We start from the raw sequence: 13,549 nt of genomic DNA, 5'->3' as shown, positions 1-13,549 counted from the left end.
ACATCACTCACCATAGACTGAGAAGCCCTAGGCGCAAACTGCGCTGCCGAAGGGTGCGGAAAATCGAGCATCTTATATGAGAACGGCATTCTGTCGGTCTTTTAGCCCACAAACTCGAAGCCCGAGGACGAAAGTCAGAGGGCTTCTTTACTGGAGAACGAGATGACCAATGTCACAGAGATAGGAGAGCAAGATAAGCGGATGGCGCGGAGCCTGATTGTCGCGTCGTTACCGCTCGCAACCTTCGGCCTCGGCTACTGGATCGCACCGAAGGTCCAAGTCGTCCACGAGGTGCAGGAAGATGGCTTCTTCCAGGTCAAGGAAAGCGAGGTGCTGTCGGCCACTGTCGAGAGCCTTCGCGCCGAGAACAAAATGGTCGTGTGGTCCTATCAGGGCACAGCAAAGGTTCGCGCCAAGGACACCGACTGGTGGATCTTCGAAAGCGAGCAGGTACTGATCGTTCCGGCATCGGTGGACTACCGGCTCAACCTTGCAGACCTGACCCTTGCCGATGTCGACTACGACGAGAAGGCGAAGCTTGTGCGGGTCAAACTGCCGAAGCTGAGACTGTCCGACGTTGCGTTCGCGCCGGAAAGGGCAACGGCCATAAATGGCGGCATTCTGACGATGAACGACGACAAGGTGCAGGCCTTGAACAAACGCGCCTACGCGACGGCAAGGAAAGCCATCACCGCACAGGCACAGCAGCGGGCGATGCTCGATGTGGCCAAGCGTAACGCTTGTGAGAATGTGCAGGAGTACTTTGAAATACCCCTTCGCATAACTGGGCATCCGGACGTGAAAGTGGTCGCCGCCTTCTAACTCAACAATCATCAAAACCCTGAAGCCCTCGGAAGCGATTCCGGGGGCTTTTTCTATGGAGAACCGACATGACAACAATCGACACATGGGAAGGGCTGCAGGCGGTCCTAGCTTCCAGCCTACATCCAGCCGCTAAAGCGGTAATATCAGCAACGCGCGACAGGCTTGCCGACTTTAACGACCAGCCGCTCGCAGAGCTTTGCACAATCCTCATCCTCGAACCGGACGATCGGCTGGATCCCACTTCAGCTGAATACATCGCTTACTCGGACGGCTGGTTCGAGCTCGTGTTCATCCTGAGCGACGACGGGCAGGGCCAAGTGGTGCTCGTTGAAGATCGGCCTGACGGCGATCAAGCCTTGCTCGACCACTGCAGGTCACACCAAGCCAACTGACCAGCCACTACCCAACCGAAACACAGCGTCCAGGCATCCCGCCTCGGGCGCATTTTTTATGCCTGAAGGATACGACCATGATTTCTATCTATGACCAACACACTGGGCTGGCACAAAACCTTCCCACCGACCTGCGAGACTTGATCGAAGGCCATCTGATAACGGCAAAAGAGAACGGCCTTTCAGACCTCACTCACATCGCGGTGATTGATGAAGGCGACACAGAAGAAGTGATAGTACAAGAACTTGGATTTTCACCGCTGCACAACCCGCTGACAGGCAAGCGATTTGGTGAACCTGACTTCGAACCGAACTGGGATTGGTTGGAGGTGCATCCCGACTGGTTTGAGCTGATTTACACGGTTGGCGACAGCGGCTTTGCGTTCGTCCTTTTCGTGTCAAGAACCGATGGCTTGGTGTCACGGCTGTGTGGGCATTTCGGCAGGGGGAGGGCGGGGAACTGAGATCCTGAGAATCTGGGGGGTCTCGGTGTGGACTTGACAATCCGGCCCCGTGTCCCCATTTTTCTCGCCACTGCTCGGCTAAGACCAGCAGACTTTAACGAGACTTCAAACTGAACCTTCGCGCGGCGCGCAAATAGAACAATCGCTCGTTTCGCCGAGCACAAGTTTGAAGGTTTAATCATGACACAATTCACAAGTTCGCCCGTGGGCGAAGCTGAGCGCTTTTGGCAAGCGTTCGGTTTTGATACCTTTGTCGATCCGAATTCAGGTTCGTTGATCGGTACAATCCCTAAAAATACAGTTGCACTCGTTGCGAATGGCAATGAGCAAGTTGAGGCACAGCGGCGATCACTGCAAGCTATCGGGATTTTCCCACTACTTTGGGCCAATGCCGGACCATTGCAAAAAGTAGTTTTGTACGCCTTGCACTCATCCGTACCAGTGAGCGCCATTAGGAAGCACTTTGATGGGCGTTCAACAGTATATGGACCTGATGACCCCATAACACTCCCCTCTGGTGACTATTTTCAACCCAATGACTGGGTTGATAGCGCCTCTGCGCTTTCCGTGCTTGATACCTTGCAGGAGTTCGGAGCTGAACCAGATGCAGCAGAGACAGAAAGCACTAACCTGCCGCCTATTGTCGAGAATTCACCGCTCGCCGCATTCAGCCTCGCAGGAATGGGAGCAGAACTAGAGAGGCACGCCAAGGAACACACAGGACTGCTTGGAGGGGCAATTCTCTTTGGACAATCCACAGTGATCTACGCGCCGCCAAACGCGGGTAAGACCCTTATCGTGCTCCATCTTTTGTCTGAAGGCGTTGATCGTAAAACGATCAGGGCACAAAACGTCTACTACATCAATGCCGACGATAGCGGTCGCGGGGTCGCCGAAAAGGTCGTTCTATTGGACGAGCTGCAGGCGAACACGCTTGTGCCCGGTATGAGCGGCTTCACCACTTCCAGGTTGTCGGAGGCTATTGCCGAGATGGTTACCTCCGACCAATGCAATGACGTGATTGTCATAATCGATACATTGAAAAAATTTGTCGATTTAATGGACAAAGCGAAAAGTGCCGGTTTCGGCAACCTTGTTAGACAATTTACGCTGAAGGGAGGGACATTTGTTGCCTTGGCACATACTCGCAAGAACGGCTCACCGGACGGTCAACCGATCTATGGAGGGACAAGCGATATTGTTGAGGATTTTGATGCCGCTTGTTTGCTTGTGCCCCTCGAAGAACGCACCAGCCGAAACGAGAAGATTGTGCAATTCCAATTCACAAAGCGGCGCGGCCCGAACGACGATGAGGCCTACTCGTACGATGATGCCAAAGACCTAAGCTATGCCGAAAGATTGGCGTCGGTAAAGTCTGTCGATGCAGTGGAATTCGACAAATACAGCGAGGCTGACGCACAGCGCAGCGACCAGCAAATCATCGAGGCAATTCGTGCCTGTCTCACAGACGGTGTCGAACAAAAAATGGCCATTAGCCGAGAAGCAGCAGCGCGATCAGGTGCCAGCCGCCGGGCCATAATCAACGTGCTTGAACGCTACACCGGTGACGACCCAGCCAAGCACCTCTGGAACTATTCAATCCGGGAGCGCGGTGCGAAAGTGTTCTTTGCTCACGATTGGTCAGAGCCAGACGACCCTTAGGCCGGTCCATTGGTCTGCTTGGCCAGGAATCCAGTTTGCCAGCCTTTCTGTGCCCGTCCGTGCGAGCGGGCGGCGCTGAGCTGCGCCTGCGGTTGGCTCGAAACCCGCCGTAGCTGGCAATTTCGCTAACCCAGCAGCCCCGATCCGGCTGACCGGCACCCACACCCCTGAATCACCAACCGGCGTGCTCTCGCACTGCCGAACAACGAACTTCGAGAAGGAGAAATGAACATGACTAAGGTTACATTGAGCGCCGCAAAGTGCGCCGACGCCACCTGCCAGTACGGCAAAAAGAAAACCGACTACTGGGACAAGATCGTTCCAGGCTTTGTGCTGGAGGTGCGCGCCAGTGGCGGGAAGACGTATTATCTGCGCTACATCGATCCACACGGAAAGCAGCGACAGCTTAAGATCGGAAAGTACGAAGCGATCACATTCGGTGCGGCGAAAGTTAAAGCGCGCAAGCTTCGCTCCGAGGTCGAGTTGAACGGCAATCCAGCCGGACGAAAGGAAAAGAAGAAAGCAACACCGACGTACGCCGAACTGGCGCAGCAACACATCGACCACGCGAAGACCTATCAGAAGCGGCCAGAGAACACCGAAGCAGTCCTGAATACCCATCTGGTACCGAAATGGGGCAAGCACCGGCTGGATGAGATCACGCAGCAGGACATCTCGAAGTGGCTTGCAGAGAAGCGCACAGAATACGCTCCGGCCACCGTAGAGAAGCTCCGCATGATGTTGGGCCGCTCATTCGAGTTGGCGCGGCAGTGGAATATTCCGGGCGCAGAAATCAATCCGGTTAGGGCGGTGCCTCGCTTCAAGTTTGACAACGCTCGTGAACGGTATCTCAGCAAGGACGAGGCGCAGCGTCTGTTGAGAGCCTGCAAGGGTTCGAGCAATCCGCAGCTTTGGGCAATCGTCAGCCTGCTCCTCTATACGGGTGCACGGAAGTCCGAGCTGCTCAACGCCAAGTGGGAGCACGTCGATTTGGAACAACGGTCCTGGCTCATACCGGACAGCAAGACCGGGAAGGCGAGACGGGTGCCGCTATCTGGACCAGCCGCCCAAGTGATCGAAGGCTTGGCCGAAATCCCGAACTGCCCGTGGCTTCTGCCCAATCCTGAGACCCGCAAGCCCTATAATACTATTAAGAGGGCATGGGCGACGGCGAGGAAGGAGGCGAAGGTATCAGGCCTTCGCATCCACGATCTACGGCATTCCGCTGCTAGTTTTATGGCCAACGGCGGAATCGATCTGTTCACGATCGGGCGTATCCTGGGCCATGCCGACCACCAATCGACCATGCGGTATTCGCACCTTGCCAACGATACGCTGCTTGCGGCGGTTGAGGCCGGTGCGGCTGGTATCGGGGAGGCGGCACAGAATGGGCTTTCAAACTGGAACTGACATTCTGACCTGCCAACACTGTCAGGCGCGTTACGAAGCTGACTGGCATCGCATGCCTGTCAGAGAACCCTATTCTCTTCGCTGCAAAAGCTGCTCGAAGGTCTTGGCAAAGGGGAAGGGTCTCAAAGACTATGACGCGTTAAGGCTGGTATAAGAGGACTAAGACTTGTGGCTCGGGCATGCGAAGGCGTGCTCGGGCTGCCCTTTATTTTTTCGCTAAGCGGCTGTCCCGTCCGCACTACAGGCGTTCATTTACAACGGACTTGAGATTGGCAGCAATGCCGTCGCGATCTGATGCATAGTGCGCACGGCGGTGATCGTCCGCGCACAACGCCACCACGTTATGCTCGGTGTCGGGTCCACCTTCTGACAACGGAATAACGTGGTGTGTTTCGAGATAAAGCGCACCATTCACCATTAGGAATCCTCGCTGACCACATAGCTCACAGTGTCCTTTTGACCGCCTCAAGACGTTACGCCGAACCGCAGGATCGCGCACAAAAGGCTGGCTTGTCGCCTCTGTTCGCTTCGGGCTCGCTTTATCGACTTGATCTAGGTCGAACTGATCGACGCATTGTTGAGTGAATACACCCCTGGCTAGCTCACATTGACCGGTTTCCCAGTCGTAGGCAGTTATGGTCCAGGGTTCAGAATCCAATTCGCGTTTCGCGACTTTTGACGGTTTTCGATCAGGATCATTTTTGTCTCGTTGTTTTCCGTCCAGCATGATCACCCGCACCGGAAGGTTGTCTTTCAGTGCAACCTGCAAGGCTTCGTCCAACTTTTGAGCTCGTTCTGCCCATTGGGCTTTTCGAACTACAGTGCGGTAATAGTCCGCATCCTTTCGGAAATTACCGGTGGTTGTGATGCGACCATCTTCCTCACGCATTGCAGCGTGCCAAAGATTGAGAATAATCAAGCGGCCTGGTTCAATGAAAGACCATTCGTAGCAGTATTTCGGGTTGGCTTTGTGGCCGCGCGTGTCATTGGAACTGGCGATCCAGTCTGAGACATCAAATCCCGCCTCTTCGGCGAGGTCAAACACGCTATGTTGCGCTTTAGGCTTGATGCTTTCTAGCGTATTCATTCAACTACCGTCATTTCATCACATGCCTCGAGCATACTACGGACCAGCTTATCGTCCATGTCGCCGGACTTGGTATAGACCTTCAGGTGCGATCCATCGTCTCTGGCATCAATCAGAATTACGATTTTTGGTGTGTGGCCATAGCCGAGCATCATCACATTATCGCCACCATTGCGAAGTGGGACCGGCACTGCACCACCGATTTGTGTGATCGCATTGGCAACGCAGACTTCTAGTTCGGCTGGCGGCTTTGGGCTTGTGAGTTCAGCCCGGACACCTCTTGCCATCGTCTCATCGATCTCTTCCGCTTTCGCTCCAACCGTAAGGGCAAGGATCGGAAGGGCTAGGGCATACAATCGTTTCATCATTCTCCTTTCGTTCAGAGACTTGTTTATCAGCTCCCAAAGTCTGCGAAACGCTATTGTGGGTCAAGCGGAGGGGCGCGATGTCCATACGGGAACCCACTGGCGGAATGATAATGCGGTTTATGTTCAAGGGACAGTGTCGGCTTTGGCCATTTGACAATCACTTGCTATAAAGTGCTCCTACGATGTAACTGAATTGTATTACTTGGGGGAGAGCGTTTAAGAAAATGAGCGAAGAATGCGACCAACCGATTCTGGTGAAACTGTTGAACGAGCCAAGGCACGTTCGATCAATAATTATCACCTTCGCGGCATTTTGCTTGGCGGTGCTTTTGCCGTTCATGATCGCCTTCTCGCAGTATGTAGAGAGCACAGCATCTGATGATATAGCTAAGGTCGAATCTCGCTTTTCGTCCGCAGTCGATAGGCTCTCGTCAGACACATCAGCCGTGCGTTCAGAAGCGATCCGTCAGCTTTACCTCGCATCTTTTTCAGACTCACCTACACCACCCAGCCATGGATTTTCAGGCGTTTTTACTAATGTTATGAGTTGGCTTTTGGGCTATCAGGAAAAGGCGCACCTTGACAGGGGAAGAACGCTCTTCCGCGACTATCTCAAGGAGACCCATTTCGAAAACGAGGTCGACCAGAGGGTGTTCTCGACTGGTTTGGGAATTGTCGCGCTCGACTGGGTTAATGCAGAAAAAGAGAATGGATCTGACGTTTCAGATTACGAATTCTTGTTGAGAGAAGCTAATCTACCAGGTGCGAATTTCTCTAGATCCGATCTCAGCGCATTGAGCGTTTCAGAAGCGAACCTTGAACGAGCTGAGTTTTCGTACTCCACTCTTGATCGCGTGGATTTATACAACTCAAAGTTGAGCGGTTCAAATTTGGTATCAGCGAAAGCGCTCAGTCTTAACGCTGAACGTGCGGTATTCGACTCCGCTCAAATGGACTTTTTCAGATGCGAGGCGTGCAGATTTCAGCGCGCTTCCTTGCAGGCTGTCAGCCTTCGAAACTCGATTCTTAGCGGAAGTCAATTCAATTCAGCAAGGCTTACAGGTGTGGAATTTGCATCTGCAAATTTAACCAATGTCGATTTTGCAGGGGCTCAAATGGACGGTGCGATGCTTGCTGGGGCTGACGTGGCTGGAGCGAACTTTACTGGTGTTGATTTGACAAGGACCGATCTCCGCCTTGTACTAAACCTAGATCTTGCGAACGGTCTCGCTTCGGCTAAGTTACCGCCAAAGCGGTTGCTTCCAGCAAGCTTCAAGGGGGTGAAGCCATGAATAGAAAAACAATAATTATTGGCGGCTTGGCAATTTTGCTATTAGCAGTCGGCCTCTTTTTTGCCAACAAGCTCTCCAACGTAAATCGTGATCCAGAGGTCATTGCCATTGGAACATTCTCAGAGGCCGTAGATTATGGTCCTCTTTATGTTGCTGAACATTTTGGTTGGCTCGACGACGGCAATTTTAGTGCGCGAGTGACTACATTTGGCTCAAATCAAGAGATTGCGGCGGCGCTTAACTCTGGCCAGCTTGATGTCATATTTGCGGCGGCACCCCCAATCCTGATAAACCGAGCCAATGGAGTTGAACTAAGTGTTCAGGGCGTTTCGTGTACGCTCAGGCAGGAAATCTTGGTCAGCAATACAGTGTCTGCGAACAGTATCCGCGACCTTTCTGGTGTTCGGATCGGTGTCCTCGAGGGCACAAGTTCACACTACGGCGTTCTTCGTGCTTTTGAGCAGGTCGGTTTGCCTGAACCCGGTTTTGACTTCCTTTCGCCGCCACAGGCAGAGGCAGCGTTCCGGTCGGGAGACATTAGGGCCTGGGCTATATGGCCGCCTTTTGTTGAGAAGCTGGAACTGGAAGGACTTGGACGTCCAATTGTCGGCGGTGATGCAAAGATACAAAGTGTTTTTGCATCGTCTGACGAGAGCAGAAAGACCAAGCCAGAGGCTATCGCATTTTTGACTTCGCAAATCCTTCGGGCGAAAGAGTGGATGATTAGCAATCCTGACGAAGCTCAGGCCATAGTTGCTGAGCGCCTTAAGCTTGATCGAGAGGTAATCCGCCTTGCGTGGGGAAAGCACGACTGGAGCGCGCAAATAGACGACGCTCTCAAGAAAGACATAAGACAAAAGGCTGACTTCTTGCGCAACCAAGGGCTCATATCGTCAACTGACCGCTTAGGTTCTCCGAATTTGTATGTAATCGAAGACTGAGCTGTGCGAGGGGCGTTCCATTCAGAATTGAGCTAAATCTAAGCATGATTGAAATCATAATTGATGAATGGAAAGCTTTGCTGATTGGAGGATTTATTTCTTCCATGGAGATCTTGGCTGGAAGCCTCTTAGGTTTAGCATTCGGTAATCTTTTCGCCTTGATTGCTTATTCGCTCCCTAAAGTTCGGGCGCTGATCTTGACGATCGTGTCAATATTCGCGCCAATACCTGTCGTCTTTTATTTGCCATTTTCCATTTCTCTTTTTGGCTTCGGTATCGTGCAGGTCACCTTGTTAGTCGCCCTCCTTAGCACTCTCTTATTTGTAACCGCCGCTTACACCGCATTTACTGCTTTACCGCGAGCGATGCTGGATATCGCCAATGTTTACCGACTTAGCTCATTCGACAAGTTTAGGATGGTGCTGTTGCCTTATGCAATACCTTCACTCGGCGTCGCCTTTCGTATCGCATTAGCCTTCAGCTGGGTCGTCGCGTACATTGGAGAGGTCAAGTCGAGCGATGGTAGGAATGGCTTGGGCGCGATGACAAAAGCCTATGTTGACTTGACGAATTACGATTATGCCTATGTTTGTGCCGCTGCGATCGCCTTTTTTGCGATAATTCTAGACCAACTGTCTTCGTTCACTTTCGCCTATTTCTCACGCTGGCAGCCAATTGAGCGGGGCGCGGCCAATGAAGTTTAGGCTTTCCGATGCTAATATTGGAGCAGGTCTATCACTCTCTGGCGATTTGTGCTTGCCGTCCGGGCAGATTGTGGGTTTGCTTGGAGCGAATGGAGTTGGGAAAACCACTCTACTACGTCACTTGTCCAAAATTGATCGTGGAAGCAATTTAATCGCCCAAAGTTACGTGTGTGAGGGTACCTATTCGGGAGCCTCATTAGTCTTTCAAAGAGACAACCTTTTCCCATGGATGTCCGTACGCGAAAATATGCTACTGGGATTAGAAGCCGCAAACGCCGACAGAGCCGAACAATCTATCCAGAACTGGCTAGATGAGTTTCGCATGAGGGAAGTGTTGGATAGATGGCCATCGTATTTGTCGGGTGGGGAGCGTGCAATCGCGGCTCTGGTCAGATCTCTGGTCAACCCTGTTGGAAATTTACTCTTTCTCGATGAGGCCTTCCGAGCGCTGGATATTCCAAATCTCACACGCGCTTTGGATCTTGTGAAGGTTGAACACACAAAAGTGTTTGAGGGGATCCTTCTAGTAACCCATGACCCTCTCATTTACTGGGAGCTGTGCGGTTCTTTCTGCGTCTTAAGCCGCAATGAGGCCAATTTGACTTTAAGGCAGATTGAAGTCTCTCGCGAAAATGGAATCAAAGCATTCAAATTCGAGCTAGCCAGTGCAATGCGAGGCACATAAATTTGCTCTGTGAGGGGCTTGTCGAAAGGCTGGCAATAAGTTGGCTCAATTGTAAGCTGCCTCGACGGGCAATAGCAGAGCAAAGGGTGGTCGCTTAGCGGAACTGTTTAGGCTTTGGGCATTGCTTTTTCTATGCGGTGTCTGCTTGCACTTCCAAATTCGGATAAATGGTCATGCTGGTCCCCTCTCAAAGGCAGCCCTTGAGTGGGTCTGGCCCAGGTCTTGTTGTGAGTTTGAATTGGCCGAAAGCGCTTTCACAAGGTAAGCGTGAGAACGATCGAGCAACGCACTTTGGGTTCTCTGTGGGGCAACGAAAAATTTGATCTGCTCGAGAGATCTAATCCTCTGGTGAATATAGAAAAGTCTATTCCATTCCACTAAATTCGTAATGATGGGGTCAGAGGTTCGAATCCTCTAAGCGGCACCACCACTTTCACTAGGGAAATTTGAACGATACGGCGGGAGGGCCGTTCGGCTGGTCGCGAGCTTGGGTATCAAGTGGGGCGACCTTGGTTAAACCTGTGCCGATCCCACGCTAAGCCCACATAAAACTTACCTCGATTGATGGTCCTCATATGGGCCGATAGCAGGCCGTCAGCTATTGGCTGGCGAGCGGCGGAAAGCTGCCATTCCGGAGCCGCCCATTTGCGGGGCCGGCTAGAGACACATGATCACTCAAATCGCTGGCCCGCGAGCCATACGGCACAGGGTGCCTACGGAGTGAGTTTGGAGAATAGCCGGAAACCCCATGGCGAGATGGTAATGCTATCACCAGACGCAACGGTAGTTTTGCTGCCACGGAACTCTGCGTAGCTTTCTGCAGCCAAGCCATCGGCAAACCTGACTTCGGTTGTCTCACCAGAGAAGTTGAACAGGCCGAGCACCTTGTTGCCGTCCTCTTCGCGGACCCATGCGAATACGCGGTCTGGCTGGTCGGTTTCGACTTTCTGCATACGCGCGCCCCATTTGCCGTTCTCAAGCGCGGGGTTGGCTTTGCGGAAGGCAATCAGATCGGCGAGCAATTGGCCGTATTCGCAGGTTCGCGCATCGCCTAGCTTGCTCCAGTCGATGCCGTCTTTTTCGAAGAATTCGAGGCGTTTGTTGTTGCACGCCTCCATCCCGTTATAGACCAGCGGGATGCCTTCGCCGGTGAAGGCGAGTGCTGTCGCCGCTTCCAGCCCCGCAGCGTAGTTTTCGCGCACGGTGCCTTCCCATGAATTGCTGTCATGGTTCTCGATATAGGTCATGCGCATGGCCTCGCGCGGCCACAGGCTCTCGTTCTCAGCGTAATAGCCGTAAAACGCGGTCGGATTGGCGGCACCTTTCGCGACATCTTTCGATGTATGATGCCAATCCCAGGCGTAGGTGGCGTCGAATGACGCGCGGTGGAAGGCTGTTTCCTGAACCTCACCCAGCATAAAAACCGGTCGGATTTCGTTGAGGCGGGCGCGCATGGTCTCCCAGAAATCGACCGGAACATAACCGGCGACGTCCGCGCGATAACCGTCAACGCCGAAGTCGCGGACCCAGTATTCCATCGCCAGTCCGATATGTTCGCGCACGCCCGGCTTGGTCCAATCGAGATCGATAATGTCTGACCAGTCCCACCAAGGGGTCGGGCGGAAATCACCGTCCCATGTTTTCTCGTACCAGTCGGGATGTTCGCTCGCGAGAGGGTGATCCCATGCTGTGTGATTGGCGACGAGATCGAGAATGACTTTGAAACCTTGCTCATGCGCGGCATCGACCAGCGCTTTGAAGTCTTCCTTTGTGCCGAACTCAGGGTTCACATCGTAATAGTCTTTGACCGAATAGGGTGAGCCGAGGGTGCTCTTGCGGTTGACCTCGCCAATCGGGTGGATCGGCATGAACCAGAGAATGTCGACGCCGAGTTCCTTCAGCCGCGGCAATTCCTCTTGCACGGCTTTGAACGTGCCTTCCTCGCTGAACTGGCGGGTGTTCACCTGATAGATCACGGCATCGCGCGACCATTCGGGATTTTCCAGCTGAACGTAGGGTTTGGGTTCCCAATTGTTGGCGGGTTCTGCCGCGTTATCACATCCGGCCAGAGCCAACGCGGTGAGGGCAAACGCGAACCGCTTCATGCTTCTTCTCCCGGCACATCGACCCGCGTCATTGCGAGCGCCGCGATCACCAGAGTTCCGGCGGCGAACACCATCGTCCAGATCGGATCACCCGGGAAAAACATGATCATGATCGACCCCATCACCGTCGCGACCAGCAATTGCGGGACCACGATGAAGACGTTGAACAGTCCCATATAAACGCCGAGCTTGGCCTGCGGCAGGCTGCTGGCGAGGATGGCGTAGGGCATTGCGAGGATCGAGGCCCAGGCAATGCCGATACCGATCTCGGAAATCAGCAGCATTTGCGGGTCGCGGATGAAGAAGAAGCTGGCGTAACCCAGCGCGCCGCACAGGAGCCCGAAGATATGCGTTTTCGCCTTGCCGACTTTCTTCGCGAGGAACGGAAGCAAAGTGAGTGCGGCAATGGCCGCAACGCCGTTATAGGTCGCGAACAACCAACCGACCCAGTTCGCGCCCTCATTGTATGCAGCGCTCGCGGTGTCGGTGCTGCCGTAGACATATTGCGTGACCACCGGCGTGGTGTTGATCCACATAATGAACAGCGCCGACCAACTGAAGAATTGCACCACGGCGAGCTTCTTCATGATCGCGGGCATGCCGGAGAAATCGCCGACGATGGACGTCAGCATCCCGGTGGTGTTGCCTTGCTTGGCCATCGAAATGGCCACGGCGCTGAGAACGCCGTAAGCCGCCAGCAGCACAGCGAGCAAATAGACTTCCTTTTCGAGCGAGAACGCTGAAACGCCGACGGCGACAATCGCGCCCGCAACGATCCACACTCCGCAATTCAGATAGCCTTTCGACGCAAGTGCGCGGACAGGTTGCTCCAGTCCGGCGCCTTCCTGTTCTTCGCCGAAACCGGCCATTTGCTCCGGGCCGTATTCTTCGGTTGTTAGCACCGTCCAAAGCACCGCGAGGAACAAGGCTGTGCCGCCGATCCAGAAGGCATAGCGAACACTATCCGGTATGCCGCCATCGGGCGCGACATTGGCCACGCCCATCCAGGTCATGATCTCCGGAATGATCGAGCCCATCACTGCACCCGCACCGATAAAGGCGGTTTGCACCGCGTAGCCCGCCGTGTGCTGGTCCTTGCGCAGCATGTCCCCAACGAAAGCGCGGAATGGCTCCATCGAGATGTTCAAGCTAGCGTCGAGCACCCACAGCAGGATAGCTGCCATGATAAGCACTTCGGACAGCGGCATCAGGAACAGCGAGAGCGCTGCGAGGACAGCACCGAGAAGAAAATAGGGTCGCCGACGCCCCAGCCTGCCAAGCCATGTCCGGTCGGAGAGATGACCGATGATTGGCTGTACCAGCAGGCCGGTTAGCGGCGCGGCGACCCACAGCGCTGGCAGATCGTCAATCGCGGAGCCGAGCGACTGGAAGACGCGGCTCATATTGGCGTTCTGCAGCGCGAACCCGATCTGGATTCCGAAAAACCCGAAACTGATATTGAACAGTCCGGCCCAGCTTTGGCGCGGTTTCTGGACCACTTCCTGAATCGATGTCACTTGTCTCTCCCGTGAGGCGTGATGGCCTCCTAGCGTGGATCGGCTGATGCTCTTGTCACGCTGTGGCCAAGGGCTGGCAGCAAACCGACCGACCGAC

The 13,549-nt window shown here is 53.9% G+C and carries 13 protein-coding genes; 9 read left to right on the top strand and 4 right to left on the bottom strand.

Annotation, left to right across the window (positions count from 1 at the left end):
- Positions 1 to 162: 162 nt before the first annotated feature.
- The 5 genes from GRI43_RS08590 to GRI43_RS08570 all read left to right on the top strand — a co-directional run bounded on the left by GRI43_RS08590 (position 163) and on the right by GRI43_RS08570 (position 4,753).
- Entirely contained in the window at positions 163 to 822 is a 660-nt protein-coding gene (locus GRI43_RS08590) for a DUF4230 domain-containing protein (protein ID WP_160730741.1), read from the top strand.
- 68 nt (positions 823 to 890) lie between these two features.
- Complete coding sequence (locus tag GRI43_RS08585; protein WP_160730740.1) at positions 891 to 1,217, top strand: hypothetical protein; 327 nt, start codon at positions 891 to 893, stop codon at positions 1,215 to 1,217.
- A 77-nt stretch (positions 1,218 to 1,294) separates the two neighbouring features.
- Positions 1,295 to 1,681: a hypothetical protein gene (locus tag GRI43_RS08580; protein ID WP_160730739.1), complete on the top strand. Its 387-nt coding sequence runs from the start codon at positions 1,295 to 1,297 to the stop codon at positions 1,679 to 1,681.
- Positions 1,682 to 1,861: 180 nt separating this feature from the next.
- On the top strand, positions 1,862 to 3,343 hold the full coding sequence (locus GRI43_RS08575) for an AAA family ATPase (protein WP_160730738.1): 1,482 nt from the start codon (positions 1,862 to 1,864) through the stop codon (positions 3,341 to 3,343).
- Positions 3,344 to 3,574: 231 nt separating this feature from the next.
- Positions 3,575 to 4,753, top strand: a complete 1,179-nt coding sequence (locus GRI43_RS08570) for a site-specific integrase (RefSeq protein WP_160730737.1) — start codon at positions 3,575 to 3,577, stop codon at positions 4,751 to 4,753.
- 238 nt (positions 4,754 to 4,991) lie between these two features.
- On the opposite strand, the gene GRI43_RS08565 is transcribed toward GRI43_RS08570, so the two are convergent.
- Positions 4,992 to 5,840, bottom strand: coding sequence for an HNH endonuclease (locus tag GRI43_RS08565; RefSeq protein WP_160730736.1), 849 nt, complete (start codon positions 5,838 to 5,840; stop codon positions 4,992 to 4,994).
- Positions 5,837 to 6,208 (bottom strand): hypothetical protein, encoded by a 372-nt coding sequence (locus GRI43_RS08560; protein ID WP_160730735.1) that lies wholly within the window; start codon positions 6,206 to 6,208, stop codon positions 5,837 to 5,839. The genes GRI43_RS08565 and GRI43_RS08560 overlap by 4 nt, the downstream gene beginning before the upstream one ends.
- A 224-nt stretch (positions 6,209 to 6,432) precedes the next feature.
- On the opposite strand from GRI43_RS08560, the gene GRI43_RS08555 reads away from it, so the two are divergent.
- From GRI43_RS08555 to GRI43_RS08540, 4 genes are read left to right on the top strand one after another with little or no spacing between them, the layout of a single operon-like run.
- Positions 6,433 to 7,500: a pentapeptide repeat-containing protein gene (locus GRI43_RS08555; protein WP_160730734.1), complete on the top strand. Its 1,068-nt coding sequence runs from the start codon at positions 6,433 to 6,435 to the stop codon at positions 7,498 to 7,500.
- Positions 7,497 to 8,441 (top strand): ABC transporter substrate-binding protein, encoded by a 945-nt coding sequence (locus GRI43_RS08550; protein WP_160730733.1) that lies wholly within the window; start codon positions 7,497 to 7,499, stop codon positions 8,439 to 8,441. The genes GRI43_RS08555 and GRI43_RS08550 overlap by 4 nt, the downstream gene beginning before the upstream one ends.
- A gap of 44 nt (positions 8,442 to 8,485) precedes the next feature.
- Positions 8,486 to 9,145 carry an ABC transporter permease gene (locus GRI43_RS08545; RefSeq protein ID WP_160730732.1) on the top strand — a complete coding sequence of 220 codons (660 nt, stop codon included), beginning with the start codon at positions 8,486 to 8,488 and terminating at the stop codon, positions 9,143 to 9,145.
- Positions 9,135 to 9,830 carry an ATP-binding cassette domain-containing protein gene (locus GRI43_RS08540; RefSeq protein WP_160730731.1) on the top strand — a complete coding sequence of 232 codons (696 nt, stop codon included), beginning with the start codon at positions 9,135 to 9,137 and terminating at the stop codon, positions 9,828 to 9,830. Before GRI43_RS08545 ends, GRI43_RS08540 begins: the two co-directional genes overlap by 11 nt.
- Positions 9,831 to 10,543: 713 nt before the next feature.
- On the opposite strand, the gene GRI43_RS08535 is transcribed toward GRI43_RS08540, so the two are convergent.
- A complete protein-coding gene (locus GRI43_RS08535) occupies positions 10,544 to 11,935 on the bottom strand; it encodes an alpha-amylase family glycosyl hydrolase (protein ID WP_160730730.1) in 1,392 nt (463 codons plus the stop codon).
- Positions 11,932 to 13,443: an MFS transporter gene (locus GRI43_RS08530; protein ID WP_160731646.1), complete on the bottom strand. Its 1,512-nt coding sequence runs from the start codon at positions 13,441 to 13,443 to the stop codon at positions 11,932 to 11,934. The genes GRI43_RS08535 and GRI43_RS08530 overlap by 4 nt, the downstream gene beginning before the upstream one ends.
- Positions 13,444 to 13,549: the final 106 nt, after the last annotated feature.

This window comes from Pontixanthobacter luteolus (assembly GCF_009828095.1).
In the GTDB taxonomy this organism is placed as follows: Bacteria; Pseudomonadota; Alphaproteobacteria; order Sphingomonadales; family Sphingomonadaceae; genus Pontixanthobacter; species Pontixanthobacter luteolus.
This window is presented reverse-complemented; position numbering and strand designations above follow the sequence as displayed.